This window comes from Selenomonas sp. KH1T6, assembly GCF_900108415.1.
Lineage (GTDB): Bacteria > Bacillota > Negativicutes > Selenomonadales > Selenomonadaceae > Selenomonas_B > Selenomonas_B ruminantium_A.
Genome location: NZ_FNWN01000002.1, coordinates 37,092 through 63,957, shown reverse-complemented (window position 1 = coordinate 63,957; position 26,866 = coordinate 37,092). Strand labels below are relative to the sequence as shown.

The 26,866-nt window shown below is 51.9% G+C and carries 32 protein-coding genes, 1 CRISPR repeat array and 3 riboswitches; of the genes, 8 read left to right on the top strand and 24 right to left on the bottom strand.

What is annotated here, in order from left to right; genetic code table 11:
- Positions 1-284: 284 nt before the first annotated feature.
- Positions 285-651: a CRISPR direct-repeat array (repeat unit 34 nt; unit sequence AATTTCTACCCCCGCCCCCTACAGGGGGCGTCAA).
- Between the two features lie 126 nt (positions 652-777).
- The 9 genes from cas7c to BLW59_RS01750 form a co-directional block, all read right to left on the bottom strand.
- Entirely contained in the window at positions 778-1,728 is a 951-nt protein-coding gene (gene cas7c, locus BLW59_RS01790; protein ID WP_074695664.1) for a type I-C CRISPR-associated protein Cas7/Csd2, read from the bottom strand.
- On the bottom strand, positions 1,721-3,526 hold the full coding sequence (cas8c, locus tag BLW59_RS01785) for a type I-C CRISPR-associated protein Cas8c/Csd1 (RefSeq protein ID WP_074695662.1): 1,806 nt from the start codon (positions 3,524-3,526) through the stop codon (positions 1,721-1,723). The genes cas7c and cas8c overlap by 8 nt, the downstream gene beginning before the upstream one ends.
- Positions 3,523-4,185: a type I-C CRISPR-associated protein Cas5c gene (gene cas5c, locus BLW59_RS01780; protein ID WP_074695659.1), complete on the bottom strand. Its 663-nt coding sequence runs from the start codon at positions 4,183-4,185 to the stop codon at positions 3,523-3,525. Before cas5c ends, cas8c begins: the two co-directional genes overlap by 4 nt.
- A gap of 13 nt (positions 4,186-4,198) precedes the next feature.
- A complete protein-coding gene (locus BLW59_RS01775) occupies positions 4,199-6,370 on the bottom strand; it encodes a CRISPR-associated helicase/endonuclease Cas3 (protein ID WP_081348333.1) in 2,172 nt (723 codons plus the stop codon).
- Between the two features lie 220 nt (positions 6,371-6,590).
- Positions 6,591-7,628: a hypothetical protein gene (locus BLW59_RS01770; protein WP_074695657.1), complete on the bottom strand. Its 1,038-nt coding sequence runs from the start codon at positions 7,626-7,628 to the stop codon at positions 6,591-6,593.
- The gene (locus tag BLW59_RS01765; RefSeq protein WP_081348332.1) at positions 7,625-8,401 is read right to left on the bottom strand and encodes an ImmA/IrrE family metallo-endopeptidase; all 777 of its coding nucleotides are present in this window, start codon (positions 8,399-8,401) and stop codon (positions 7,625-7,627) included. The genes BLW59_RS01770 and BLW59_RS01765 overlap by 4 nt, the downstream gene beginning before the upstream one ends.
- Before the next feature lie 9 nt (positions 8,402-8,410).
- Positions 8,411-8,734: a helix-turn-helix transcriptional regulator gene (locus BLW59_RS01760; RefSeq protein WP_074695653.1), complete on the bottom strand. Its 324-nt coding sequence runs from the start codon at positions 8,732-8,734 to the stop codon at positions 8,411-8,413.
- Between the two features lie 144 nt (positions 8,735-8,878).
- Positions 8,879-9,043, bottom strand: coding sequence for a YvrJ family protein (locus tag BLW59_RS01755; protein ID WP_074695912.1), 165 nt, complete (start codon positions 9,041-9,043; stop codon positions 8,879-8,881).
- A gap of 62 nt (positions 9,044-9,105) precedes the next feature.
- Positions 9,106-9,315 carry a DUF2922 domain-containing protein gene (locus BLW59_RS01750; RefSeq protein WP_074695651.1) on the bottom strand — a complete coding sequence of 70 codons (210 nt, stop codon included), beginning with the start codon at positions 9,313-9,315 and terminating at the stop codon, positions 9,106-9,108.
- Positions 9,316-9,488: 173 nt separating this feature from the next.
- Between BLW59_RS01750 and BLW59_RS17635 the strand changes: the two genes are divergently transcribed.
- The gene (locus tag BLW59_RS17635; RefSeq protein ID WP_175463332.1) at positions 9,489-9,665 is read left to right on the top strand and encodes a hypothetical protein; all 177 of its coding nucleotides are present in this window, start codon (positions 9,489-9,491) and stop codon (positions 9,663-9,665) included.
- A gap of 94 nt (positions 9,666-9,759) precedes the next feature.
- On the opposite strand, the gene BLW59_RS01740 is transcribed toward BLW59_RS17635, so the two are convergent.
- The 6 genes from BLW59_RS01740 to BLW59_RS01715 are packed head-to-tail and all read right to left on the bottom strand — an operon-like array spanning position 9,760 to position 11,819.
- On the bottom strand, positions 9,760-10,329 hold the full coding sequence (locus tag BLW59_RS01740; protein WP_074695649.1) for an N-acetylmuramoyl-L-alanine amidase family protein: 570 nt from the start codon (positions 10,327-10,329) through the stop codon (positions 9,760-9,762).
- Between the two features lie 3 nt (positions 10,330-10,332).
- Positions 10,333-10,536, bottom strand: coding sequence for a hypothetical protein (locus tag BLW59_RS01735; protein WP_074695647.1), 204 nt, complete (start codon positions 10,534-10,536; stop codon positions 10,333-10,335).
- Positions 10,537-10,539: 3 nt separating this feature from the next.
- Positions 10,540-11,025 carry a hypothetical protein gene (locus BLW59_RS01730; protein WP_074695645.1) on the bottom strand — a complete coding sequence of 162 codons (486 nt, stop codon included), beginning with the start codon at positions 11,023-11,025 and terminating at the stop codon, positions 10,540-10,542.
- Positions 11,026-11,029: 4 nt separating this feature from the next.
- Positions 11,030-11,269, bottom strand: a complete 240-nt coding sequence (locus BLW59_RS01725; protein WP_074695643.1) for a hypothetical protein — start codon at positions 11,267-11,269, stop codon at positions 11,030-11,032.
- 2 nt (positions 11,270-11,271) lie between these two features.
- A complete protein-coding gene (locus BLW59_RS01720) occupies positions 11,272-11,667 on the bottom strand; it encodes a helix-turn-helix domain-containing protein (RefSeq protein ID WP_139283498.1) in 396 nt (131 codons plus the stop codon).
- The gene (locus tag BLW59_RS01715) at positions 11,628-11,819 is read right to left on the bottom strand and encodes a helix-turn-helix domain-containing protein (RefSeq protein ID WP_175463331.1); all 192 of its coding nucleotides are present in this window, start codon (positions 11,817-11,819) and stop codon (positions 11,628-11,630) included. Before BLW59_RS01715 ends, BLW59_RS01720 begins: the two co-directional genes overlap by 40 nt.
- Positions 11,820-12,087: 268 nt before the next feature.
- Between BLW59_RS01715 and BLW59_RS01710 the strand changes: the two genes are divergently transcribed.
- Both BLW59_RS01710 and xerC read left to right on the top strand, forming a co-directional pair.
- Positions 12,088-12,429, top strand: a complete 342-nt coding sequence (locus BLW59_RS01710) for a helix-turn-helix domain-containing protein (RefSeq protein ID WP_074695636.1) — start codon at positions 12,088-12,090, stop codon at positions 12,427-12,429.
- 283 nt (positions 12,430-12,712) lie between these two features.
- Positions 12,713-13,999, top strand: coding sequence for a site-specific integrase (gene xerC, locus BLW59_RS01705; protein WP_074695634.1), 1,287 nt, complete (start codon positions 12,713-12,715; stop codon positions 13,997-13,999).
- Positions 14,000-14,120: 121 nt separating this feature from the next.
- Positions 14,121-14,313, bottom strand: a riboswitch (cobalamin riboswitch).
- Between the two features lie 116 nt (positions 14,314-14,429).
- Here xerC and BLW59_RS01700 read toward each other — a convergent pair.
- The 9 genes from BLW59_RS01700 to BLW59_RS01660 form a co-directional block, all read right to left on the bottom strand.
- Entirely contained in the window at positions 14,430-14,996 is a 567-nt protein-coding gene (locus BLW59_RS01700) for a BglG family transcription antiterminator (RefSeq protein WP_074695632.1), read from the bottom strand.
- A 187-nt stretch (positions 14,997-15,183) separates the two neighbouring features.
- Positions 15,184-17,454, bottom strand: coding sequence for a molybdopterin-dependent oxidoreductase (locus BLW59_RS01695; RefSeq protein ID WP_074695630.1), 2,271 nt, complete (start codon positions 17,452-17,454; stop codon positions 15,184-15,186).
- Between the two features lie 14 nt (positions 17,455-17,468).
- Positions 17,469-17,996, bottom strand: coding sequence for a cytochrome c3 family protein (locus BLW59_RS01690; protein ID WP_029545475.1), 528 nt, complete (start codon positions 17,994-17,996; stop codon positions 17,469-17,471).
- Positions 17,997-18,008: 12 nt separating this feature from the next.
- Positions 18,009-18,139, bottom strand: a riboswitch (molybdenum cofactor riboswitch).
- A 9-nt stretch (positions 18,140-18,148) separates the two neighbouring features.
- Positions 18,149-18,895 (bottom strand): 4Fe-4S binding protein, encoded by a 747-nt coding sequence (locus BLW59_RS01685; RefSeq protein ID WP_318258215.1) that lies wholly within the window; start codon positions 18,893-18,895, stop codon positions 18,149-18,151.
- A gap of 4 nt (positions 18,896-18,899) precedes the next feature.
- Positions 18,900-19,451 (bottom strand): 4Fe-4S dicluster domain-containing protein, encoded by a 552-nt coding sequence (locus tag BLW59_RS01680; protein ID WP_074695628.1) that lies wholly within the window; start codon positions 19,449-19,451, stop codon positions 18,900-18,902.
- 133 nt (positions 19,452-19,584) lie between these two features.
- Positions 19,585-19,824: a chaperone NapD gene (locus BLW59_RS01675; RefSeq protein ID WP_074695626.1), complete on the bottom strand. Its 240-nt coding sequence runs from the start codon at positions 19,822-19,824 to the stop codon at positions 19,585-19,587.
- Between the two features lie 25 nt (positions 19,825-19,849).
- Positions 19,850-20,263, bottom strand: a complete 414-nt coding sequence (locus BLW59_RS01670) for an EamA family transporter (RefSeq protein WP_074695624.1) — start codon at positions 20,261-20,263, stop codon at positions 19,850-19,852.
- Positions 20,264-20,354: 91 nt separating this feature from the next.
- The gene (locus BLW59_RS01665; RefSeq protein ID WP_074695622.1) at positions 20,355-20,927 is read right to left on the bottom strand and encodes a hypothetical protein; all 573 of its coding nucleotides are present in this window, start codon (positions 20,925-20,927) and stop codon (positions 20,355-20,357) included.
- Positions 20,924-21,145 (bottom strand): 4Fe-4S binding protein, encoded by a 222-nt coding sequence (locus BLW59_RS01660; RefSeq protein ID WP_318253608.1) that lies wholly within the window; start codon positions 21,143-21,145, stop codon positions 20,924-20,926. The genes BLW59_RS01665 and BLW59_RS01660 overlap by 4 nt, the downstream gene beginning before the upstream one ends.
- A 319-nt stretch (positions 21,146-21,464) precedes the next feature.
- Between BLW59_RS01660 and BLW59_RS01655 the strand changes: the two genes are divergently transcribed.
- From BLW59_RS01655 to BLW59_RS01635, 5 genes are all read left to right on the top strand, one after another.
- Positions 21,465-23,024 (top strand): methyl-accepting chemotaxis protein, encoded by a 1,560-nt coding sequence (locus tag BLW59_RS01655; RefSeq protein WP_074695620.1) that lies wholly within the window; start codon positions 21,465-21,467, stop codon positions 23,022-23,024.
- 63 nt (positions 23,025-23,087) lie between these two features.
- Positions 23,088-23,227, top strand: a riboswitch (molybdenum cofactor riboswitch).
- A gap of 81 nt (positions 23,228-23,308) precedes the next feature.
- Positions 23,309-24,103 (top strand): molybdate ABC transporter substrate-binding protein, encoded by a 795-nt coding sequence (gene modA / locus BLW59_RS01650; protein WP_074695618.1) that lies wholly within the window; start codon positions 23,309-23,311, stop codon positions 24,101-24,103.
- Between the two features lie 15 nt (positions 24,104-24,118).
- Complete coding sequence (locus BLW59_RS01645) at positions 24,119-25,156, top strand: sulfate/molybdate ABC transporter ATP-binding protein (protein WP_074695615.1); 1,038 nt, start codon at positions 24,119-24,121, stop codon at positions 25,154-25,156.
- 14 nt (positions 25,157-25,170) lie between these two features.
- A complete protein-coding gene (gene modB, locus BLW59_RS01640; RefSeq protein ID WP_074695613.1) occupies positions 25,171-25,824 on the top strand; it encodes a molybdate ABC transporter permease subunit in 654 nt (217 codons plus the stop codon).
- Positions 25,825-25,836: 12 nt separating this feature from the next.
- Positions 25,837-26,865 carry a molybdopterin-binding protein gene (locus tag BLW59_RS01635; protein ID WP_074695611.1) on the top strand — a complete coding sequence of 343 codons (1,029 nt, stop codon included), beginning with the start codon at positions 25,837-25,839 and terminating at the stop codon, positions 26,863-26,865.
- Position 26,866 lies beyond the last annotated feature (1 nt).

Genomic DNA, 26,866 nt, shown 5'->3' with positions numbered 1-26,866 from the left:
ATCCCAATCTTTTGATTTACGCAGCCCGGGCTTAGTTGCTACCCCCACCTTACACTGAAGGCAGGAGGTTGCGCATCAAAAAAATTATCCCCAGTTCTCCCGGGGATAATCTTTTATCTTTGTTCACGGACAAAATCTTTTTTATAATTATTTCTACCCTCGCCCCCATAGAGGGCGTCACTTGTCATATATCCAATGGGTTTTATAGACCGGATTATTTCTACCCCTGCCCCCCTACAGGGGGCGTCATAGCGGCAGGCACATGCCCTGGCTATACACTCCCTTATTTCTACCCCCGCCCCCTACAGGGGGCGTCATCAGGCAGTATCTTCGTCCTGACGGAACTTGCCAATTTCTACCCCCGCCCCCTACAGGGGGCGTCAATTTCCGATGATGGACGCTACACCGAAATTACCGAATTTCTACCCCCGCCCCCTACAGGGGGCGTCAAATCATAGAATACATTTTCGTCCATGATATAGCAATTTCTACCCCCGCCCCCTACAGGGGGCGTCAATTCCGTGATGTTGATATGACGCTTCTCTTCATTATTTCTACCCCCGCCCCCTACAGGGGGCGTCAATTTGCAGAGGGTACTGCTCCTGTATGGCGTGAGAAATTTCTACCACCGCCCCCTACAGGGGGCGTCAAGGCCTCCCTTTCGTCACAGCAACTGCAACCTTTTAGAGAGGCATTTTCGCGAACCGGCATTTAGGCGGACCACGATACCTTATTTTACTTGCTGCCTCTGCTATGTTTGCTTCAGGTTCGCAAGTTTCAATCACGTATCTCACAGGTAACCCCCTCCGGCATATTATCCGTATGGACTTCAATAACATAATCACCATAAGACCGTGCCACTTTGCCAACATCGCGGCGATGGATATCAATCCGCTCAAAGAGCTTATGCGCCGGTGCGCGCCCCAGTTCATTATCGTGCTTGAAAATAATAAGCTTCCGAACTGCCATCTTGCCACGACCTGCTGCATGATCAATCTCAAACATATTCATGAGCGCTTCCCAGAAAAGCTCAAGATCTTCCTCAGAAAACCCCGTCGACTTCCTAGCTAAATTCGCAGATATAAAGCCCTCCACATGATACAAGCCATAAGGAACAATATACTTACTCCCCATGGTACGGCCACCCTTCTCAGTCGCATCATCCTCTTTAGTGGCAGCCATTCGCGTCAAGCTAATCTCAACAGGAGCGATGGGGTCAACGCTCTTGGCAAAACCAAGCTGCACTGGGCCACGAAGCTGGCCACAGTTGAGCCCTGCCTTCGTAAAGGTGGTCATCACTGCACCAAAGGTACGAATGTCATAATAATGCTCACACATGAAGTCTATAATCTCCAAGGCCAGCTTCTGCTTTTCTTCATAAGGAATAGTTTTCTTCTTGCCTTTTTCCTTATCAGATGCTTCTTCATTCTCGGCTTTCCCAAGTTTCTCTTCCATTTTTGTATATTTAACGGCCTCATCATCTTTAAAATTCAAACTTTTATCATCCTTAATATAAATTTTATAGGAATCTGCCTCCTTGCTATTTTCCTTGACCGCATCCACAAAATTTCGGATTTTCCGCTTTAGACAACAATCAGAAATAATACCTACATTAGTCTCATAGTCCATACGTGGCATATTTCCCATATCTGGGTCACCATTGGGATTACCATTCTCAACGTCAAATATGAGTTCAAAATCATATCTATTTTCTATCGGTTTACGCATCGCTCAAATCCTCCTCTTCTTTTGCCTCATCATCTATCTTATTCTTCTTGGCTTCCATGAAGAAATACTCTCTCTGTTGATGATAGCCTAATATAAAGGCTCCTTTTTCATCCTGCAGAAAAAATTTTGGAATAGGTGTCCCCGTTGCAGGCACCTCAATCTTATCCATTAAGCTTGTCAGCATCTTGCTTAAGGCAATCCCTGTGCTTTTTGTTTCTTTTTTGGCAATTAATTTTTTTAGATAAATATCAGCTGACTTCTGTAACGCAGGAAAAATAACGCCTGGTGTCATACAGAATGAATTGAAATATTTAGCCCGTATAGGCAAATTTATCTTGCCTTCCTTGTCGGTACACCATTGTATCTTTTCTACTACTGCAAATATTCTGCCCAAAACATAAGCAGTTTCCCTGCAATCTTCATTGAGGCTCATTTTAATCTTTTCCCCCCATCTGCTTGCATAGTTTCTAAGTAAGAAGGCTTTCAGAAAACCAGCACGTACATATCCAACATTTTTGTCTTTTAAAACTGCTTTAAAAATTGTAGTCAATACCGCTTGATATATAGCAGGACTATACATGCTGCCTGCTATCATGCTATGATACAATGTCTCATAAAGCCGTCCCCATTTCTTCTTAAAACTTTCCTTGCTTATACATTCGCCAAAAGGTTTGTAGCTTTGATCAATAACTTTATATAGTGGGATTATCTCTTTGCCTTGAGGTGTTCCACAAATTGACACCTCTTCCTGGTACTGTTTAGCTCGTCGCATAAAATGCGCAAAAGTATTTTTATAATAATAAGCAACACCATCCCTGCTACTATTTGGCAAAAGTCCCAGAATGCTGAATGATGTATCTCCGTCTACAGTAAATCCATCAATCTCTGCGGGATTCCCCTGTGACAGATTATCCATAATAGTCTTGATATTTTCATTAGAAATCTCTGATTTCCTGTCGTCCGTCATACCTGCCAGAATGTCTACTGCTTCGGCATTGTCAGACCAGGCTATTGATGTAAGCATATTCTCACTATAGAATGAGTTGTGCTTCAACAGATAATTACAGGCAGCAACACTTTTAAATGCCAATAAGTCACTGACAGGAGCATTAAGTCCCTGTTGCTTTGCATTTTTCCCATAGGAACAAACTGCTTCAAAATTAAATGACACTAATTTTGAATTTACCTGTGCTCCCCGTAGTCCCTGAATATTAGGATGCACTTTTGCAACAGATGTACGTCTTCCTGTCAGGACGCATATTTCCTCTACTTCTGCCACATCCTCTGCATAGTAATTGTTCCAGGCTTCTACTATCTCTGGCACTTCAAATAAAACCTGACCATTTATTGAGAATGTCATGCATTTCTTTTTCGTATTTTTCCATGCAGGAAGAAAATTTTGCACATATTCATTCTCCTCGGCTTTTTCGGGGTCCCATCGTTCAAAGAAAGTTTTGATAACCGTAGCTTCCCTTCCCGAACAATCCTGCAGGATCTTCAAATGTTTATCTTTGGCATTTAAAAAAGCACCTACTGCCTGCTGTTTCGTTTTCTTAATATCTGCCCCTAACATATAATTTGCTTCATTACATAAGAAGCTGGCATTATATCCACTTGTAAGTCCATATTGTTTTGGAACTAACATTTCCTGACCTAAAGGTAAAATGCGAAATTGACCAGATGAATCCAAGTCAATTAAATACTCTATCTTGGCTCTATCCCAGCCATAGACTGGCATTTCTGATGGATATTCCTTCACTAAGAAGTCATAGTAATCTGCTAGTGCTTGTAGAATCATGACAGCACCTCACAACCGCTGACATCCATGATGCCATTCTTAAGTTCAGCCCTAAAATAAGAGGGTGATATGTTTCCATCATCATTGAACATATCATAAGTCATCAGCCCAAGGAAACGATTTTCAGGATATGGATTTGTTGCTTCACCTTCTTCAACCAGACGGAAATTCACTGGAAATTCACGACAACCAAAATATGGGCGATGATAACATGCTCCCTTTCTGGCTCTGTCGCTGAATATCCTTAAGACCTTACCGGGATTGCTGACTTCTCCATCATCAGTCCGCCTGATGTTAAAATGAGCTCTAATGACATAATGTACGTCTTTTAGAATAGTGGAGTTGCGCAGCGTCACATAATCACTATTGCTCACAGGATAATATGACCAATCCCGCTCTTTCATTTGCTTATAATCTTTTTCTGTAACATTTATCTTTTTTTGCAGTTCACGCCGTTTAATAGATACAAATTTTATAGGGGACAACAGCTCTATACTATCTATCTTATATCTTATGCCTGGATGCCAGTATATAGCCTCAAAAATACCGCGGGCTGCAGATGGTGTTATGATATCATATGAATATCTTTCTGCCTTAAGTTCGGGACGTGTAAAGCAAGCATAATCCCCCCAGCATTCTATCGCAATTCCAGAGCTCATATTTTTCACCTTCTTAGCTAGTTGGCATGATTAAGCCTTGAACCTTATCATATAAACTAAGCTTCCTCAAAATTGCCAGTTCATTGTCCAACACCTCAAGATTATTGTCTTTGTTTAACTTTTCAAAATCACTTCTACGGACATTTACTATATAAGCTGCAGCTTTTCTCATAATGTCACGATTTCTTTCCCCATTACACAGCAAACCGGAAATGCATCTTGCTTTTCTTTGCCGTGGCACCAGCACTGACACAGTATCTTCTTCAATCAGTTTGAACATCTGAGCTATATCCTTAAAAGCATAATGCTTTACGGGTGTCCCCATAATCCCTTTATCATCCAACGCATTAATTCCATTTCCTTTGACCGCAAACAAAAAACTGAAATATTTGTTTACAGCTTCTGGTGTAAAGATATCTTGTATCTCACTTTGTACTTTTTTAGTAGCTTCGATTTCCTGCATCCTAAAAGATGAGAATTGATCCTTCAAGGAAAAAACATATACCTTGGAATCATACCATGAATTATCTCCTTCCCTATTGACCCTGCCTGCTGCTTGAAGAATTGCATCCAAAGCAGTCATTTCGACATAACCTACAGGAAAATCCAAGTCTACACCTACAGAAATAACTGAAGTAGAAATCACCCGGCACGGCGGTTTCTCCTCGCTATTCAATCTTCTACGAATTTGTTTGATAACCCTACGTCTATGTGCAGGATACAGATTCGTGGATAGATAAATTACCCCTTTCTCTCCTTTAAGCTTCTGATATATCATATCCGCTGTTTTTTTAGTTTTCGCAATGCATAGCACTTGATTATTCTTTTTAATGTGCTCTGCTATATCATTGACACAACAGCTTCCCAGAGAAACATAATTTGTTCTCCTAAAAAAACTATACATTTCAGGAATGCCCGTCATTATCTCCCGACATTCTACTGGCCAGATTTTAGAATACTTGCTGAATAGTTCCTGCCACGGTGGCTGGGTCGCACTGGCCAGCAGGCATGAGCAGCCATAAGCATTTGTAAGCTCTGCCAGGGAGGATAATATTGGCACCATATATTCTGCAGGAAACATCTGGGCTTCATCAAATATTATCAACGAATTGACAATATTGTGAAGTTTTCTGCACTTAGAGGTCCTATTGGCAAATAATGACTCAAAGAATTGTACGTTAGTTGTCACTATAAGAGGTGCATCCCAATTTTCTGTAGCCAATTTGGCAAGCTTAGACGAATCAGAATCATCATCGTAATTGACAGCACTATGATGCTCTAAAACATTATCTATGCTTCCTTTATACTTCAGATTGACGTAATCACGCAACGTATCCGCTGTCTGCTCTATAATTGAGGTATATGGTATAACGTAAATAATTCGTCTTAAATTATTCGCCACACATTGCTTTAAAGCAAAGGCCGTTGAAGAAAGGGTCTTGCCCCCACCGGTGGGCACTGTCAGCGTATACATGCCACAGGGACCCAGTCCCGCTTTTAGGCAGGAATTCAAAATAAAAGCTCTCTTTTGATTGATTTCCTTCTTCCCTTCAGGATTTGTAAAGCCCTTCTCCTCTAGCTTTTTAAAGACTCTATCGGCGATATCTCGTATGGAATCGTACCCTGTACGGTCTACTTTCCCATCTTCTATAAACTTTTCCGTATTCAAATAATCAGCGTCTATCAAGCAGGAGAACACCATTCTGGCAAAAAACATAGCACTGAACGGATACTTTGATACCATTGTCGATATCGATAGGGTATTTTTCGGTGGAGGCACCTCCCCTTTGTAATAACTATAGTCCTCTACATCCTTTTTTAGACGCCCATAAAGTGTAGCTTCTGTCTTAAGGTCGCTAGATACGCCCAAATTAGGCAACCCTGCATGATGTCCAGCTATACAGAACGCCTGCAAACAGCCTAAGGATTTCATCTTGCACAACACTTGAGCACCAGCTGAAGAATGATCTATATGATAGTTGTTCTCTCCGCGGATATAGCCTTGAAACAAGTCTGAGTATTTGCCTATATCATGATACAGCCCGCACTGATACCCAAGTTCCCTGGCCCCAAAGCTATCTGCAAACTCTGCTGCTAATTCTGCTGTTTCCTTCAAATGAACAAACACAGTCTGCTTTTTTCCGTCCTTTTTACGTATATGAGCGATGTATTCTTTATATGCCACTGTATCACGTCTCCTTAATTTTCAGACATTTATAACTTGTGGCGGCCATCTTCTAAAACTACATCATGAACATACTTCTGTACCGAACAAAGCAATGTCTTATCGTCTATAGCCACATTATACCATATATTCATAAAATTTCAATTAAAAAAATGATTTTATAAATTTGGCATAAGGTATATCCAAAAATAAAAGCCCCGGTCACCCGGGGCCCATTCTCCTATCCTATTTTCCTCACCGCCTCCCGGCACTTCTCAATCACCTCTTCATCCTCGAACCCCTTCCCCCTCATAACCACCAGCCTGTGATACATAGGATTGCTCTCTGCCTTGGGGGCCAGGGCAGCAATAGTCTCCTCAATCTCCCCTTGCCCATATCCCATTCTATCCAGCACGCAAGCAATCACAATATCCGCCGAAACTTCCAGCGTCATCTTCCGCCCCCGGATAAACCGATACAGCCTCCGATAGCTTTCCCGTATCTCTTCCGTCTCTTTTGCCCCGCCCAAGGGATAATCCGACAGCAGCAGTTCCTCCCTTGTCCTGGGGCTATGCTCTGCCACGGGCTTCGTCGGCAGGCTTGCGCGCAGCCGCCTTAATTTTTCTTCCACATCAACATGGAACTTTCCGGCAAAATCCTCAATCCACTGGTGATCCCGCAGGGAGCCGGGAGCTTCGGGCACAGCTTCCCCCAAAAACCTTCTCTCGAAGCGGTCAAGGCAGACCCTGGCCCGCCAGTTCAGGCCGTTGGCTTCATTTACCGCCTTGAACTGACGCAGGTATTCTTCCTCGGCAATCTCTCCCTGCAGGTAGTTCACCACCAGCACCTCGTCGCTGGAGAAGCCGAAGGGCTTCTGGGCTCTCAGGTTCAGATACCACTTGGGGCCCTCCTTCTTGGTATCATCAGTCACCAGCACAGGAATGCCGAAGGCTTTGGCCAGGGCAATGGCAAAGCCCTCGCCGGTGTCGGGGCCGGAGAAGAACATGGAAACATCTTCGTAGGCTTCCCTGAAAGCCTGAAAAAGTCCCAGCTTCTTCAAGGCCCGGTCATCCACCGGCATCAAAAAGCCCGTGTCCATTGAATCAACAATCTTGGCAATCAAGGGCCCGTCCGCATGGTTTTGAAGCTCCACATCAAGCAGCCACTGGTACACATAAACCTTCCCAAACATCTGCCCCAGCATGGCCTCGGTCTCAGACTTCCACAAATGAATGAGGATATTGGTGTCCAAAGAGGCACTTTCAAAGCACGTGCTCACACCAATCCCACCTTCCGGCCCGTTTCCTCATCGTCCAGGGGATTATGGGAGAAAACCGTCCCAAAGTCCGTCAGGGTAAAGGCACAGAACGCTTCTGCCATGGACTTGGGGATTTTGTTCTTTTTGTAGTTGTCACGGATAATCTTCAAGAACTCCGCCGGGTACTTGATGACCTGGGCAGGCTTCAAGAGGCTGTCGTCCCCCTGGGCTGCCCGCAGGTACTTCTTGACATTGCCCTCCAGCTCCTGCCGCAGGATTTCCTCGAGCCTGACATCAATCAGCCCATACTCCCGCAGGGCAATCAAAGCTGTGGCAGAGCTTACCCGGAACTCATTCATGACCATGGCCACCGTCAAGGGGTCAACATCTTCCTGGCTGCCATACCAGCAGGCATCTACCAGATAATTGGTCAGGGCGTTGCGGGGAATCAGCAAGCAGGAGGCAAAATAATCCGCCTCCCGCTCAATCCGCTGGCTCATATTCATCTTGTCATCTTTGAAAAAAAGCTCCCCGTGGAGCTGCAAATGCCCCAGTTCATGGGCAAAGGTGAAAATCTCCCGGCAGAGCATGGCCGAAGAATTGGTGAAGATCACCTTGCCCTCCGGGCGCCGCTGGGAGAGGCCCAATGTCTTGTCCTCCCCAATGGGGTAGCGGAAGAGATAGCACTTCATTTCCCTGGCAATCAAAAAGGGATTCTCTATGCCGTAAATCCCCTTGGGGCGGCACTCCCAAGCCTTGGCCTCAATGACCCGCTTCCTACTTTCGTCCATCATGCCGCCCCCTCAGTTCCTGCTGTGTACCCGCTTGTTCTTGAAAAACATGTCAATCATGTCGTTGATGTAGCTTATTTCCGGGGAATCGTCTGCAGCCCGGTAGAAGGAAACAACCTCCTGCTCCTCCTCTTCTTCTGCCAGAAGACCACTGACGGTGGTATGGAAAATAAGGGCCAGCCGGTTCAGCTCCACCAAGGAGGGGTCATTTTCCCCCTTCTCAAGGCGGATATACTTCTGCCTGCTCACATGCAGGGCCTCAGCCACCGCCTCCTGGCTCATTTTGCTCTCCAGACGCAGCTGCCGCAGTTTCTCGCCCAATGCCTTTGCTTCCATGTTCCTCACCCTTTCTATGTATCTATTATATAACATAGATTGAATGACTTCAATAAATTATGTAATGTATTCATAACATAAAAGACAGTCTTCCAGCCTCAATTTTCCGCCCCACATAAAAAGACCGGCATAATGCCGGCCTCGTCACTTCTTCCTGTATTCCCTTTCCATGCCCTGCAAGAACTCCGTCAAGCGGGCTATCTCCCCGCTCAGCCTGTCCATAGATTTCTGGAAGCTGGTGAGCAGGTAAAATGTCACCACAATCGGGAACCCCACGGTGGAAATGGCGGTGAGTGCTGTCTGCTCCATCATCATCACCCCTACAATAAAAGCCCCGGTCTCCCGGGGCCTCCTGCCTTGCAGAAACCTTCTTACGCCAGCTCCTCGCGGTCGCTGATCTTGATGTAGGCTTCCTTGATTTCCATGGCCTTTTCCCCGCTCACGGACACGGCCTCCTTGTCAATCATCTTCTGCATGACAGTGCGCACGGCGGCGTCCGTCAGCCCCTCGGCAGGATCCTGCAGGGTGTAGGTCTTGGTGCTGCCGGTCTCCATTTTGAAAGTCATGGTAAGTGTACGCATTTTTTAGCCCTCCTTACGCTTCGTGCAGGTTGATGGTATTGACCCGCTGGACATAGCCAAAGTTGTGGCTCTGGAGGCTGGCCAAATCCTTGCCAAGCTCAAGGGCGTCATCGTCGCTAAGTCCCGGGGCAATGCTGGGAATGTTGCGGGTGGCGTAGAGGGGGTTGCCTGCCTTGCCAATGCCGTTCTACACCATGAGCTTCAAGGTGGTGGTGCTGGCGGTTACTGTTGCTGCCATAGTAATTCTCCTTTCCATAAGAGAAAAGCCAAAGGCCCGGGGCTGTCATCCGCTCCGGGCCTCTGACGGAATGACAACCAAAATATATCAAGCCCTGTCTGCAGGGGCGTGATACCACAGCTTTATTGCCGTCATTCCAGCAGCAATGTTATTTTGTTGACTTTATCCTAGCAGGTTGACAATATGATTGCAAGAACTTTCTGCAATTATTTTATCCCCCACCAGTCAGTCACGCCCCGTGCGATGGCAGTGGCTATTTCCTCCCTGTGCTCCGTAAGCAGCTCTGCGTCCTGCTGGTTGTCGATGAAGCCAGTCTCCACCAGCACCGCGGGCATGGCGGTACACCTCAGCACCGCGAAGCTGCGGTTGACCTTCACCCCCCTGTCCCAAAAGCCTGGGTCGAAGGGGCGCACCCCTTTGAAAATCTCCTGCTGGATAAAGAAGGCCGCCTTGCCTCCCTCCCCGTCAGCGTCATAGCAGAAAGCCTCGAAGCCTCTGGCATTGTGGAGCCTTGAAGCATTGCAGTGAATGGACACAAAGAGGTCCGCCCCCCAGCTGTTGGCGCACTCCGTCACATTCTGGTAGCCCGGACTTTCCCCCGCCAAGTTATGCGACTGGAGCAACCGCACTTCACACCCTGCCATTTCCAAAAACTCTGCCGCACGTTCTCCGACGGCCCGGGCAAGGTCGCACTCCCGCAGCCCCAGCTCCGCATTCACCGCCCCCGGGTCAGGCTCCCCGCTTGCGGCGTGTCCCGGATTCACAAACACCTTCATGGCCTATCCCTCCCGTCTCAGAATGTAGACTGTCTGCTTCCCGTCCTTACCCAGGGTGAGCAGCCCCGCGCCGATGAGTTCCCTCCTGGCCGCGCAGAAACTGCCGTGAGAAAAGCCTGTGCGCTTCAGGATTTCCCACTCCGTCAGCTTGCCGCCCCCATTCTGCCGAAAATCTGCCCAAAGTCTCTCTGCCTTTTCTGAAAGCATGGCTCACGCCTCCTTTTCCAGCTTCTGACCAACTGGCAGGGCGGGCAGGCCGTGCATTTCCTCCATAACCCGTTGCCTTTTCAAGAGTCTCTGCCTCCCCATGATGGTGGCCAGGTCGAAAAGCTCGTCATAGAAATAAAGCTCCGCGGCATAGCCCCAGGCAATGGCCTCATAGACCGCCAGCAAAAGCCCTGCCAGCCGCGCCTCTCCGTCCTGCTCCAAAGCCTGCATAAAGACAGGCAGCCATTCCGCCCGGATATCCGGAGTGCCGCCAAATCCCCTTGGCGGTACACCCAGCCTGTCCGGCAGGGTGAAGGTGACAGGCCTGCCCACCGCCAGTTCCTCCCTGTGTTCAATTCCCAGCCTGTACCAGCTGGCGCAGATGACGCCCCTGCCGGGCATTTTCCCCAAGGCCCGGTCAAGAGCCGCCACCTGCCAGCAGTCCAGCCGCATTTCCACCAGCCCCTCGGGGCAATCTGCCTTTGCCATAAGCTCACTTCCCACTTCCGGCTTCCCCCTTCCCTTTATCCAAAAAGACTGCGTCTGCAGGTGCTATGCGTGCAAGGCACACTCCTTTGGTGCCCGCGCCCTCCGGTCCCAGTTCGAACAGGTCAGGCGATTCTTGCAGGCATAGCAAGATTAAGCAGTCCACTGCGTCAGCTCCGGTAATCTCATTTTCTCTCTTGTTAAACATAAAATCCCTCTTTTCGTGAAAATCAAACCTCCTTGCCATAATCACCTCCCTTCATTTTTCTCATCTTCCTTGAACCTGCCCTTAGCCGCCAGTGCTTTGCCAGGGCTGACACAGGACAGGAGCCAGTAGCCCCCGGCGCGGTTGCCCCCATAAGCCTCATGCAGGAGATACCCGCCCGCCACCAACTCTGTTCTGGCCCTTTTCACCATGGTAGCACTCATCTTCGTGCCCCCGGCCATCTCCGGCACAGACAGCCGCAAAGGGAACTGCCAGAACACATTATTGGCCCGCCACATGAGCCAGTGCCATAATGCCTGGGCATGAGGCGACAGGGGCACAGCTACCTGCCGCTTGTAGAAATAGCGGATTTCATTCAGCCAGCCCCCAGTCGCGTCCATCAGCTGACGCTGGCGCAGCGGGCCTGCTGCTCCAGCCACTCAGAAGCCGCCCGGCGGTGGATCATGTACTTCCTGCCGTTCTTCAGCGCCGGAAACCCCTCCACATGCACCAGGCTTCGCACACAGTTCACCCCCAGCCCCGACAGGCGGGCAAACTCCTTGACGGTCAGCAAAATCTTTTCATCTTCCACAACACACCACACCCTTCCCAAAGTGATAAAGCCCCGGCTCTTTCTAATCCATTACAAATGTCATGGTACATTTTGCATAGTGAACCGTTTTCTATAGCTTTATCTGCTACCATAATAGCACCAATGTTCCCTTCTGTCTAGTTTTTTCTGCTACGATACATTAAACAATAGCTTTTTTTACCATATTGTGTTACAATGATACAAAGAATAGTGTGCGTTCCCGTCCCCTCCGGACGGAAACCAGAACTACCAAAAGGAGGTGCAGAAATTGAACGAGAAAGAAACTGAAAAACCCGTGACCTTCGGCAAGACCTTCGGCACCCGCCTCAAAGAACTGCGGGAAGACAAGGGCCTCCGCCAGAACGACATGGCCAAGATCTGCGGCATCGCCGTGGCTTCCTACGCCAACTGGGAACAGGGCCGCGCCCTGCCGCCTCTCAACCAGATTCCCGTGCTGGCAGACTTCTTTGAAGTCAGCGCAGACTACCTCCTGGGTGTCTCCAAAAAAGAAGCAGCTGACCGCCTGGCCAGCCGCATGCAAAACCTGCCCGAAGACTCCCGGGCCATCGTCCAGTCTTTGGTGGACAAACTCATGGAAAAGAACAACTAACCCCGTCACTATTACTAAAAGTCTTTGTCTATGTCTTTATCTTTATCTTAGGGGCACCGTAAGGCCAGTGAAATCAAGGCTTCCCAGTCCCCGACCGGGCATAATAGGACCGCTTTTGTACCCGAAAGTGTACCCGCAATAGTACCCGCTTTTGTGCCCGCTTTCCAGTTATCCACATTTTGTCCACAGGTTATCTACAGGTTTATCCACAACTTTATCCACAAGAAAAGAAACACGACACCGTTCCCGAAGCTCACTTTTTCCAAAAGGAGTGGAAGGAAAAATGACAACCAATCTTAGTGACCTTACCAAAAAGAACCCGAAAACAAAAAAACGCGGCGGCAAAAGAGCCGATCACGAAGGAACCATCTACTATGTGAAATCCCGCAAACTCTGGGCAGCCGCCATAAGGCTGGGCTACAACGAAAAAGGCAAGCCCCTCCGTAAGGTGAAGTATGCCCACAGCCAGCAGGAAGCATTGGAAGCGCTGGAAGCACTCAAAGAAAAATACACAGGCCAGATGAGCCTCGAAGCAGACAAGATGACCACCGGGCAATGGATAGAAAAATGGCTGGAAGTCTATGTCGCCCCCAGGCTGCGTCCCAACACTGAAAGGATTTACCGCAGTGTCCTCAGCAACTACGCTCTGCCCACCATCGGCAATATCCCCCTCTCAAAACTCACAGAAATAGACATTCAGGGCGTAATCTTCGGCCCCCTGCGGGACAAATACCGCACTGCCGATATCTTCCGCCTGCTCATGGGAGCGCTGATGAAAAAAGCGGTGAAATGCCGCCTGCTGAAATACTCTCCCGCCGTTGACCTGGAGCTGCCCAAACGCCCCCAGAAACGGGGCTTTGCCAAACCCAGCGCCGAAGACTGGAAAAGGCTTCTGGAACACAAAAGCAAAGTCTACTACTGCTGGCGCTGGATAATTCTCACAGAATACGTCACCGGCGCCCGCCTCAGCGAACTCCTTGCCCTCCGCTGGGAAGACCTCGCCATCACCAAAGGCGACAATGGCAAAGTGACAGGAGGAACCATCCATATCCAGCACGCCCTTTCCACAGGCATGAAAAAAGAGGGGAAAACCGTCCCCCTGCTCTTGGGCGATACTAAAACCGACCAGAGCAACCGCGTGCTGCCCCTACCCCTTTACTTCTGCCAGGAAATCCAGCACTACCGCAAGATCCAGCTTGAGCACCGCCTGCTGGTGCCAGACTGGCAGGAAAAAGGCTTCATCTTCACCCAATGGAACGGCGCGCCCATCAACCCCGCCCGCTTCAGCAACTACTTCCGCCGCCTCCGGCTGAAACTTGCCATAGGCAGCACCTTCCACATGCTCCGCCACGACATGGCCAGCCGCATGAAAAACTCCCACAGCTTCGACCTCAAGGACATACAGAACCAGCTGGGCCACGCCAGCATAAGAATCACCATGGACATCTACACTCACATTGACGACGAAGCCCAGCAGGAAAAAGTCGGCACCTGGCTGGAAGAAGGCCTGACCGAACTTCTCGCCAGTTCCCCCAAAAAGGAGGCCCAGACCACCCCAAAAACCTCATAACCCTGTGGCTATACACTGGCTACACAACATGGAAAAAACCATCAAAAAAGCCCTGCCCCAAAAACGGCAGAGCCTTATGTATCAAGGGAAGCCAGCATCTTCCCCCGTGACGTAATGTCAAAATTAAAATTGTTGGTCAGGCAATTCTCCTGGCTCCAGTTCATCACCCTCCTGCGCCTTCCCAGAGTTTCCTCCAGTGGCATGGATGCAGGACTGCTCCCTGTTACAGTGGCGGGACCGCACCGGACTTGAGGACTTTCCTCGCACCGGACTTCCTTATTGAGTCTTCCGACACCTGACCCTTCCTTATGCTGTTGTAGATTGAAACTTAAGTCAGAATTATCATACCATTGTATAAATTCTTTGTCAAGAAAACTTACAAATCACCACAAAAAGCAGCCCCCGGTTCCATTGGCACCGGGGCCTTGCTTTAACTTCTGGCCAGGCGGGAAATGTGGATGACGAGGTAGGCTTTTTCTTCCTCGCTGATTTCCTTCTCATACCTGTTCAGCAGATGCTGCCTGATTTTCTCCGCCACCGCTTCCTCTGTCTTGTACTTGCCGGCGATGCTTTCCGGCAGGATGTCATCCGTGAGCATCTGGTTGGTGAAGAAGCGCTCCACGAAGAAGCGGATATGGGTGATGAATCTGTTATAATGGAGGCTTTCCTTGTCCAGCTTCTTGTGCAGGGAGTAGCAGACGATGTTGCCAATCTCCCCCATGAGCTTGGCATTCCTGGCGCTGTCGTAGTCCTGGCCGTGGGCTTCCTCGGCGTTGGCAATATGAAAGGCGATATTGGCCGCCTCTTCCTCCGGCAGGTTCACCTTGAGGGTCTCATTGAGACAGGCCAGGCATTTCTCTGCTACCGCAAATTCCTTGCTGTAGCAGCTCTTGATACCCCACAGGGACCTGTTGGTGATGACCAGTTTCTTCTGCAGGCGCTCTATGGCGAAGTTGATATGGTCTGCCAGGGTGAATATCTGCAGCATTTTGGGCATCAATATCGCCCTCTAAGAAAATAGTAAGGATACCCTCACTGTTACAAACCGCAAAGCGCCTTCCTCCTTAGACAAAATGAATCCTGTTATCTATTCTCCACCCTTTGTGAAAATCCTTCTTCTTGTACATAGCAAAACGGGGCTGCTGCACGTAATGAAAACGTGCAACAGCCCCTTGCTATACATTTTATGCCTTGGCAATCTGCACAGCGCAGACCTTGTACTCCGGCTGCTTGGAGCCGGGGTCGAAGGCATCCAGCAGTACCTTGTTGATAAGGCGGTCGTCTTCCGGGTCGTGGAAGGAGACGTACACCAGCCCCGGCATGGGCTTGCCGCGGCCGTTGATCTTGGCCTTGAACTTGCAGGTGGCCCGGCGGGAGGTGATGTTCACCAAATCGCCCTCACTGATGCCCAGGCGCTTGGCATCCTCCTCGTTGACTTCAACATACATCTCAGGAGCAGCGTTTTTCAGCTCCGGCACGTTGCCCGTCATAGTGGCAGTATGCCAATGCTCCAGCATGCGGCCCGTGGTGAGGAAGAAGGGATATTCTGCATCAGGCATTTCCTGAGCGTCAATCTGGGGCCGTGCGTAGATGACAGCCCTGTTGTTCTTGCGGCAGTAGAACTTGATGCCCTCCCCCTCCTTCACATAGGGATCATACCCCTCCGCATAGCGGATATATGTCTCGGGGGAACTGTCGGGGTCCGGCGCCACAGGCCAGGTGAAGCCGTGGCCTTCACGCAGGCGCCTGTAGGAAGCCATCTGCATATCCGTGCCAGCCTGGCACTTCTGATACTCTGCCCAAACCTCCTCCGGGGTCTTGAAAGGCACCAGCTTCTCAAAGCCCATGCGCTTGCCGAAGTCGATGATGGTCTCCAGGTCAGACCTGGCCTCACCGGGAGGCTCCACAGCCTTGGCGATATGGTTGGTGCGGCGCTCGCCGTTGCCGTAGACGCCTTCCTTTTCCATCCAGAGAGCGGCGGGCAGCACCACATCTGCCAGTTCCGAAGTGCGGGTGGGATGATAAGCCTCCGACACCACCAGGAAGACCTTCTCCATGCCGGGACGGTAGTAATTGAGGTTGGGCAGGGACTGGCCCGGATTGGTGGTCATGACCCAGAGGCACTTGAGGTCGCCAGTGACGGCGGCTTTGAACATCTCCAGGGTGTGGTAGCCGGGCTTGGAAGGCATAGTCCCCTTGGGCACGCCCCAGATCTCCTCCAGCTCGTTCCTGTGCTTCTCGTTGGCCACAAAACGATGGGCGGGCAGGATGTGAGAAAGGCCGCCAGTCTCGCGGACGCTGCCGCAGGCGCTGGGCTGCCCTGTCAGGGAGAAGGGCGTATTGCCAGGCCTGCAAATCTTGCCCGTCAGGAGATGCAGGTTGTGCACCAGATTGTTGGCCCACACGCCCCGGGTGCGCTGGTTGAAGCCCATGCACCACATGGACATGGTATTGCGTTTGGGGTCCGCAAAGAGCCTGGCCACCTCGCGGATGGTTGCGGCAGGTATGCCGCAGGCTGCCTCCACTTTCTCCGGGGTATAATCCTGCAGGAAGGCCTTGTACTCCTCGTATGTGAGCTTGTCGCTGGCCCCTTTCATGAACTCCGTATGGTCAGCGATGAACTTCTCGTCCGTCAGCCCTTCCTCCACAATGACCTGGGCCATGGCGTTCATCATGGCCAGATCCCGGCTGGGAATGAATGGCAGATAATAGTCCGCAATATCCGCCGTGCGGGTCTTGCGGGGATCTGCCACGATGATCTTCACATTGGGGTCGCTGTTCTTCCTGTCCACAATGCGGGAGAACAGCACCGGGTGAGCCTCGGCAGAGTTGGAGCCAATGAGGAAGAAGGTATCCGCCGCCTCGATATCCGCATAGGTGCCCATGGGCTCATCAGCCCCGTAGGTGGTGACAAAGCCCGCCACGGCGCTGGCCATACAGGTGCGGGGATTGCCCTCCACATTGTTGGTGCCGATGCCAGCCCGGAAAATCTTCTGCATGGTGTAGGTTTCCTCGGCAAAGGTCTGGCCAGAGCCATAGAAGCCCACAGAGTCCGGACCGTATTTCTCGATAGATTCCTTGAACTTCTCCACAATGAGGTTCATGGCCTCATCCCAGCTGGCCTCCACCAGCTTGCCATCCTTCCTGATCAGGGGCTTCTTGGCCCTGTCCTTGGTATCCATGATCTTGGGCAGCAGGATGCCCTTGACGCAGAGACGGCCCTTGTTCACGGCGCAATCCGGGTCACCCTTCACGGCTACGATCTTGCCGCCAGTGACACCTGCCAGCACGCCGCAACCGGTGCCGCAGTAGCGGCAGACGCCCTTGACCCACTTCTCCGCATCCTTCTGCTCCACAGGGCCCTTCTGCGTGTCACGCTTGTTGCCGCAGCCGGCAGCCAGCATGGCGGCCGAAACTGCTATAGCCTTCAAAAAATCTCTTCTTGAAAATTTCATGTTCAGGCCCTCCCTCAAAGCGAACCCATGGCATCAAGATGACAGGTGTAGCAGCGCTCACGGCTGGGCAGCACCTGATTGGCGGCATCGTTATGCACAATGCCGGTATGGCAGGTGACACAGTTCATGCCGTTCTCAAAATGCTTGGCAGTATGGGGATCCTTGCGGGGCCCGGCCACCTCTGCTTCCTTGATCTTGTCCTGATGGCAGTTGTAGCAGTTCACCTCATTGGTATTCTGCAGCTTGATGGGGTCGGGGACGTTGCCCGTCACATGGAGGATAAGTTCCTGGGTGCCCTTCATCTTGGACTTCACCAGACCTGTAAAACCAGGCTGCTCATGGCAGTCGGCGCAGTCCACATTCTTATGGTTGGAGTGCTGCCAGGTGACATACATGGGGTCCATCTCATGGCACTGCTCTCCGCAGAAGGTATTCTGATTGGTGGCCTCAATCATGCCGTAGGCCGCCGTGAAGGCCACGATGCAGGCAATGCCTGCCATGGCAATGTGCTTCAGCTTTACTTGCTTGTCTCCCAGACTCATGTTGCTCCCTCCTTCTTGGCTCTTGGCTCCTTTTCAAACACGGAAGGCCGCAGGGTTTCCCCCATGGCCCTGTACGCTCCCGACGTAGGCGCAGTACCATGACCGAAGGTTTTAGGCACTTTTGCTCGGAGGGATGCCAGCACAGATGATCATCACTTGTTTTTCCCCTTGAATGTAAAGCTCACCGCCCCCTCCTTGCAACTGTCAATGCAATCCCCGCAGTTAGTACACAACATATTATCATCTACGGACTCCCTGCCCGGGGCCGTGCCCATACTGCACACAGCGGCGCACTTGCCACAGTGGGTGCACTTGCTCTCGTCCACCGTCACCCTCAGCAGCCGCTTCATACCCAGGAGGCCATAGATGGCCCCCAAGGGGCAAAGGGTGCGGCACCAGATTTTCCTGCCCCAGACAAGGCCTGCTCCCACCACTAGAAGCAAAAGCAGCAGCTCAAGCCCTGCCCCGAACAGCAGCATGCGCATCAGGGCGAAGACCGGGGAGAAAATGTTGAACACCGGCATAGACAAGAACAGGGCGAGGCACAGTACAAAAATCAAAGACCACAAAGGCCAACGCTTGTCCTGCAGCGGCTTCTTCTTGTCCCTGGGCAAAAGTTCCAACAGGAAATTCAGCGGGCACACGAAGCTGCAGAAGACCCTTCCCAGAAGAATAGCCACCAGAGTCAAGGGCAGGGCCGACAATAATAGCGGCCCCCACAAGCTCTTGCTGGCCAAAGTGATTTCTAAGACCGTCAGCGGGTCTGTCAGCTCCAGTCCCATAAGATCTGCCGAAATATAAGTGCCATACCACAGGAGATCCGTGTACCAGATAGGCAGCAGGAGGATGACAAGGAAAAACACCTGCACTATTTTCCGTATGATCTTTACTTTCATCATGGCCTCAATCCCCTCTGGGCTTCACAGTGGCGGCCTTCTGGGGGCTGGCGATGCAGACATTCTCGCAGCGGCCGCAGCCGGTGCAGTAGTCCGGGTCCACCGTGGGATACTTGTAATCCTCCAGCTTGATGGCCTTGTCATAGAAAGGACAGGCCGCGTGGCAGACCCGGCAGTCCTCCCCCTTGCGGGCCAGGCACAAATCCTTGTCAATCTGGGCCAGCCCCATGCGCACCTTTTCCTTCTCCACGGGCTTCAGTGCCCCCGCCGTGCAGACATCGATGCACTTCAGGCAAAGGTCGCAGTAATTTTCCACCGGCACGATATAGGGCGTGCCGATAGCCACTCCCTGCTCCCCATGGGCAATCTTGATGCAGCCCCGGGGACAGATTTCAGCGCACTTGCCGCAGCGGGCACAAGTACCCAGGAACAGTTCCTCAGGCTCCGCCCCCGGAGGCCTGATCAGCCCCTCATCAGCCGAAACAGCTTTTCCCGCCCCCATGAGAAAGCCAAGTATTCCGCCGCCAAATACCATCTTGATAAAAGCCCTCCTTTCCATACAAGCCTCCTTCTCTCCGATAATTCAAACAAATCTTTATCTTTCAATTTTACCTTATATTTTCCTGCCATGATGTTGCAGCAGTCACCACTGATAAAAAATTGTAAAAAAGCCTCCCTCATGGAGGGAGGCTTCAAGCATCCTCATCTTCTGTTGTGATATAGCTGGGATAAAGCCCCAGCACCCCCTCAACTTTTTCTATCTCCTGGCTGAGCTTGTGCAAAGCCCCCAGGTTCTCTGCCTCCACCAGCAGGATAAGATCTCCCTGGGGAGATTTTTCCTCCACGCTGACCCCTGGCATTTGCTCCAGTCTGGTGCGCAGGCCATTTTCTGCTTCAGGCCTTATCTTCATTATCATGCTGCCAAGTGCCATACAGATCCTTCCCTTCCCCTCTAACCTATTTTATCATCATCCAGGTTCCTGCTGTGATAAGAGCTGCGCCCAAAGAAGATTTCAGCGTAAATTCCTCATGGAGGAAAACTATCGCCAGCACCAGAGTCAGAACCACACTCAGTTTATCTACCGCCACCACTGCCGAAGTCTCTCCCATCTGCAGGGCCTTGAAGTAGCAAAGCCACGAAGCTCCTGTAGCAAACCCCGACAAAATCAGGAAAATCCAGCATTTCCTGCTGATATCACCGATGCCATGCTGCACATTGAGCAGGAAGACCATTCCCCAGGCCATAACCAGCACCACTACTGTGCGAATGGCTGTTGCCAGATGCGAATTGACACCTTCAATCCCCACCTTGGCCAAAATAGCAGTAAGAGCCGCAAATACGGCTGAAAGCAGTGCTAATACTATCCACATCTACATTCCTCCTCACGGGAAAACTTCAATATAAATCGCGTCACTGCTAACATACTACGGCATCTTTCTGCAAAACATCTGCAAGCTTTCTTTATCTGCCCCCCGCCTTTGCCTTGCAAATCAGCTGGGTCATGGTGCCCATGGGACAGTATACGCACCAGGAACGGGGCTTATAGAAGAGCATGGTTATGATGCCCAACAGCGCCGAAGTCAGCATCAGGCTGTAAAAGCCATAGGCAAACTGGACTGCCCAGGGACTTGCTGCCGCAGAGGATGCCCACTCCCAGGGAACCCTGAAAGACCAGAAGAGGGTCACCACTTCCGCCACCTCCCTGGCCCCGCCTGCCACCAGATAAGTTGCATATATCACATTGGCAAACATCAACAGGAAGAAGATCAGGAAGCCATAGCGAAAGCCACGGCTCTTCAGCCAGTCCGGCATATCACGCTTGCGGGAAAAGCCCTTCTGACTTCCCAGCATCCTCAGCAGCTGCCCCCTGTCGCAGTAGCGGTTGCAGAAATGCTTATTGCCAAACCCGATGGCAAAAATCAGGGGCAGGAAAAAGCTGATCAGCCCCAGCCAGGCAAAGAGTATATTGAAGAATCCCAGGGAAAAATATATGACTGACCAAATCCACAAATAATTGTACCAATGCTGCTTCATGCTCTCACCTCGATGCTGATGGCAGAAGCCGGGCATTCAGCGCTGCATCGCCCGCAGCCAACACAGAGATCATCATCTACCACGGAGAAACTGCCTTTCCAAACAACGATGGCCCCCCGCGGGCAAACTGCCTCGCAAGCCCCGCAGGCTGCGCAGTACTCACGGTCTACAACTGCATATCTTTTGAGTTTTGCCCTTTGCATAGCTGTCTTTTCCATCCTATGCCTCTCCTTCCCTACCTCCTTACAATATATTCATATATTACATTTTTATAATCTATTTGTCAAGGCACTTATTCCAACCTTCCAAACAAGGAAACAGGCTCCGCTGCAGACGGCGCAGCAGCGCTACCCAGCGGGGCGGTTTCGGGAAATCTTTGTTTATGGCAAACATGGACATAAGGACCCATTGAGAAGCCGATTTTCTTATAATCTTTGGTAGAGGACTTTGCTTCCCAGGCAGGAAAACTTCCCCTGCTTCGTGAATAAAATACAATGAGGATGATTTCACTTGCCTGTGCATTTAGGAGGTACGACCATGGGTAACGAAACCATAGCCTATCTGATCAAGCAGCTGCTGAACAAGGTTTTCATCATTGTAAGCGCTGTAGCCTTCATCATCATGATCAGCCTGTATCTTTTCACAGATTACGCAGCAGTGGTCAATGATGCCGGCATCGTGCGCGGCGGCAGCCAGCGCATCGTCAAGCAGGTGCTGGCCGGTGCCGATGCCGCCCAGCTCATAGAGAAGAATGAGGGCATCCTGAAACGCCTGCAGGGAGAAATGCGCCTGGGCAGCTTCCAGGACAGACGGGATGAGGTGGAAAAATACTGGAACAGTGAGATAAAGCCCGCCATTTCTGAATACCAGCAGAGCAAGAATCCTGCGGGGCTGCTGGAGAAAAGCGAGAAATACTTCGAGCTGACCAACAATATGGTAGCTTCTGCCCAGCACATGGTGGACATCATGGCCTATTTCCTCTATGTGCTGCTCATAGGCTTCACCGCAGCGGTGGGGATTTATCTGCGCAATGTCTACGCCATCTTCGGCCAGCGGGTAGTCACCCCCATCCATGAACTGGAAGACAGCTTCAACAAACTGGCCGAAGGACATCTTTCCCAGAAGTTCTCCTATGAACGCCAGGACGAGATTGGTGTCCTCTACGGCCTGCTGAACAAGACCCGCCAAGCCCTGCTGGACTATGTGCAGGATATTGAGAAGAACCTCAGCTGCATGGCCTCAGGAGATCTGGTCACCAGCACCAATATGCAGTACATCGGCGACTACCTGCCCATCCAGACCAATCTGGACAAGATACGCCAGAGCCTCTGCAGCGAGATGCATTCCATGGTGGAGATGGCAGACCATGTGGCCGTCAGCGCCGGGGAAGTATCAAAAGTATCCCAGAGCCTGGCAGAAGGAGCCATGGCCCAGAACGAGACAGTGCAGAATCTGCAGACCAAGATCCAGGAAGCCATCGAGGAAAATGCCAAGGTGGAAACATACGTCAACGATGCCCTGGAGGCCAGGAAGACCACCAAAGACCGCATCGGTGACAGCCGCCATCAGATGGACAATGTGGTGACGGCCATGCAGGAAATCGGCCATGCTTCCGAGCAGATACGCACCATCCTCAGCACCCTGGACGAAATCACGGGGCAGACAGCCCTGCTGTCCCTCAACGCCTCCATCGAGGCCGCCCGGGCCGGCGAGGCTGGCCGCGGCTTTGCGGTGGTAGCCGAGAACGTGCGCAAGCTGGCCGAGCAGTCCGCCGCCTCCACCCAGAATATCCAGCAGCTTATCTCCAACGCCCTGGCTGCCATCGACAGGGGCACAGAAGTAGTGAACAAAGCCGCCGAGTCCCTGGCCAGCACCTCCCAGAACACCCAGGTGGTGGATGCAGCCTTCCAGAAGATGAAAGAGCAGAGCGTCGCCCAGCAGCACAAGATGGAAGCCGTCAGCTCCCTCTCCCAGGACATCCTGGGGGTAGTCACGGACAACTCCGCCGTCTCCGAAGAATGCGCCGCCTCCAGTACGGAGCTTTCCAGTTTCTCCAACTCTCTGAAAGAAAGCATCGGCAAGTTCCGTACACGCTGATAGCCATACATGCGCTATGACGGCATTGTAAACAATACCAACTCATGCTAGAATAATAACAAAACATAAAAATCCCTCCGAGCAAAAGTGCCTAAGGCTAGTCTATGGCGCTGCGCCTGCCTTGCCCTTGGTGGCAGGGCACAGGGTGGCAGGGGAAACCCGGCCGCCTTCCGCATTTGAAAAGGAGCATGGGGCTTTCTTTCCTATGGACAAAATAGGGACTGTCCCTCTGCGTTTCAGTGGAGGGATAGTCCCTTTTGTGTTCTTAGAAGGAGGAATGACCCATGAAAAAACTTGCAGCCGCCTTGCTCGCAGCAGCTGCCCTGCTCAGCCTAGGCTGCGGCAGCGAACAGGCGGGAAAATCTGAGCGGGTACCGGACAACAAGGCCATTGAGCTCCATGTGGCAGCAGCCGCCAGCCTGACGGATGCCATGAAGGAAGCAGCGGAAGCCTACAAGGCAGAGCACCCGGAAGTGACCCTCACCTTCAACTTCGGCAGCAGCGGCGCCCTGCAGCAGGCCATTGAGAACGGCGGCGAGACAGACCTCTTCTTCTCCGCCGCCCAGAAACAGATGGATGCCCTGGAGAAGTCGGACAACCTGGCAGCAGGCACCCGCAAGGACCTGCTGGAAAATTCCGTGGTGCTGATCGTGCCCCGGGACAGCAAAATCGAGCTGGCTTCCTTTGCAGACCTCACCAGACCGGAACTGAAGCATATCGCCCTGGGGGAGCCCAAGGGAGTGCCCGTGGGACAGTATACGGAAGAAATCCTCACCAAGCTGAACATACTTGACCAGGTGAAGGAAAAGGCCGTCTACGGCTCTGACGTGCGGCAGGTGCTCTCCTGGGTGGCTGCCGGGGAAGCTGACTGCGGCGTGGTCTACGCCACAGATGCGGCCATTGACCCCAATGTAAAGGCAGCCGCCAAGGCCCCGAAGGGCAGCCACAAGCCCGTCATCTACCCCGCCGCCGTCATCAAGGGCACGAAGCATCCCGACGAGGCCAAGGCTTTCCTGGACTTCACCAGTTCCGATACGGCCAAGGCAATTTTTGAGAAGTACGGATTTGTATGCAAGTGATTTTGAGCGAAAATTATGGAACTATCAGTTTACCTGGAAAAAAAATTGCGGGACTTTACCCTGCAGACTGATTTCACCGTCAGAGATGAAGTCTTCGCCCTGCTGGGGGCCTCTGGCTGCGGCAAGAGCATGACCCTCAAGTGCATCGCAGGCATTGAAAAGCCTGACAAAGGCCGCATCGTGCTGGACGGGCAGGTCCTCTTTGACAGCGAGAAGGGCATAGACCTGCCACCGCAGAAGCGGCAAATGGGCTACCTCTTCCAGAACTACGCCCTCTTCCCCAATATGACCGTAGCGGAAAACCTGCGCTTTGTCATGAAGGAAGCTAGCGGAAATAAGGTGCTAGAACTCTTGCAGCGCTTCCAGCTGGAAGGACTGGAAAACGCCTATCCTGCCGCCCTCTCCGGGGGGCAGCAGCAGCGGGTGGCTTTCGCCCGCATCCTGGCTTCGGAGGCAAAGCTCCTGTTGCTGGACGAGCCCTTTTCAGCTTTGGACAGCTACCTCAAGTGGCAGCTGGAGACGGAGCTGATGGACATGCTGCCCGCCTACGGCGGCACAGCCATGCTGGTATCCCATGACCGGGGAGAGGTCTACCGGCTGGCAGACAAGATTGCCGTCATCAATCGGGGGCAGATGGAGCCTCCTGCGAAGAAGAAGGAACTCTTCCGCCACCCCAAAACCCTCTCAGCCACCCTGCTGACAGGCTGCAAGAATATCTCCGCCGCCCAGCGTGAGGACGGGAGCCATATCTACGCGGCAGACTGGAAACTGTCCCTGAAGACCTCAACAGAACCGCCCTCAGGGACAAAATACGCGGGCATACGGGCCCACTTCCTGGAGCCAAGGGAAGGGGCGGAAGGCGAGAATGTCTTTTCCATGGAAGTTGTGCGGGTGATAGAAGACACCTTCTCTTTCATAGTCATGATACGGCCTGCAGGCCAAGATGCCACCCCTATTCGCTGGGAACTTGAGAAAAAAGACTGGCAGCGGCTCTCAGGCAGGGAGTTATTCGTCTACTTCCCCCCCGAAGCCATCATGCTGCTGGAAAGCTAAGGAGGCAGGACACCATGGAATGGAGCCCCCTTATCGTCACGCTGGAAACAGCTGTCACTGCCACCTTCATCACCTTCTTCCTGGGGATTGGCCTTGCTTATGGCGTGGTGCGCCTGAGGCGGGGCCAGGGGCTGATGGACGCAGTGATCACCCTGCCCATGGTGCTGCCCCCCACGGTGGTGGGCTTTTTCCTGCTTCTGGCCTTCGGCAAGCGCAGCGCCATCGGCAGATTCCTGCTTCAGTTTGACATCACCCTGGTATTCACCTGGAAAGCAGCGGTCATCGCCGCCGTAGTGGTGTCCCTGCCTCTCATGTACCGCACAGCCCGAGGGGCCTTCGAGCAGCTGGACAGGAACATCATCTACGCCGCCCGCACCCTGGGGGTGTCCGAGTGGCGCATCTTCTGGCATATCCTCATTCCCAATGCCCGCCACGGCATCCTGGCAGGGCTGGTGCTGGCCTTCACCCGGGCCCTGGGAGAGTTCGGCGCCACCATCATGTTCGCCGGCAATATCCCCGGCCGCACCCAGACCATGTCCACTGCCATCTACGCCGCTGTCCAGGCCAATGATTATGATTTGGCAGGGAAGTGGGCTATGAGCCTGGTAGTGTTTTCATTGATATTTGTGTTGGCTATGAATATGTGGCTCAACAAAAAAACTGTTTAGGAGAACCTGCTGATGAAAGAAATCAAGACCACCGAAGCCGTAGGCCATATCCTTTGCCACGACCTCACCCAGATCATCAAGGGCGTCACCAAGGACGCCCGCTTCCGCAAGGGGCATATCGTCACTGAGGAAGATATCCCCGTGCTGCTTTCCATGGGCAAGGAACACCTCTTTGTCTGGGAAAATGACGGCACCATGCTCCATGAAGACGAGGCCGCTGAGATTCTCCGCAGCCTTGCACAGAACAAGGGCATGAACGCCTCTGCCCCCAAGGAAGGCAAAATCGAACTCACGGCAGAATATGACGGCGTGCTGGAAGTCGATGTCGAACGCCTGGACAACCTCAATGACCTGGATGACATCGCCATTGCCACCCTGCCCCAGCATATGCCAGTGAAAGCCGGTACGAAACTGGCAGGCATGAGGGTGATTCCTTTGGTCATTGCCAAAGAGAAAATGGAGCAAGCCAGGTCAGCAGCAGGCAGTACGCCCCTGCTGGAACTCCATCCTTACAAGCCAATGAAAGTGGGCGTAGTCACCACTGGCAGCGAAGTCTATAACGGGCTTATCAAAGACACCTTCACCCCTGTCATCGAAGCCAAGCTGGAAAAATTCGGCCTCAGGATGGACGAGCACCGCCTGTCCGATGACGGGATAGAATGCACCCTTGAGAAAATCCGGGAACTTATTGGCCTGGGCATGGAAATGATTATCTGCACCGGCGGCATGAGCGTTGATCCGGACGACAAGACACCGGCCGCCATCAAAGCCACTGGCGCCAAAATCATCACCTACGGCGCCCCGGTGCTGCCCGGTGCCATGTTCCTGCTCTCCTACTATGAAAGCGATGGTAGGAAAATCCCCATCCTGGGGCTGCCCGGCTGTGTCATGTACGCCGCCACCACTATCTTTGACATTGTGCTGCCCCGGCTGGCAGCGGGAATAGAAGTGACCAGGAAAGATATCCGCCAGCTGGGGGCAGGAGGACTTTGCCAGAATTGCCAGGTCTGCCACTATCCCAACTGCGGCTTTGGAAAGTGAG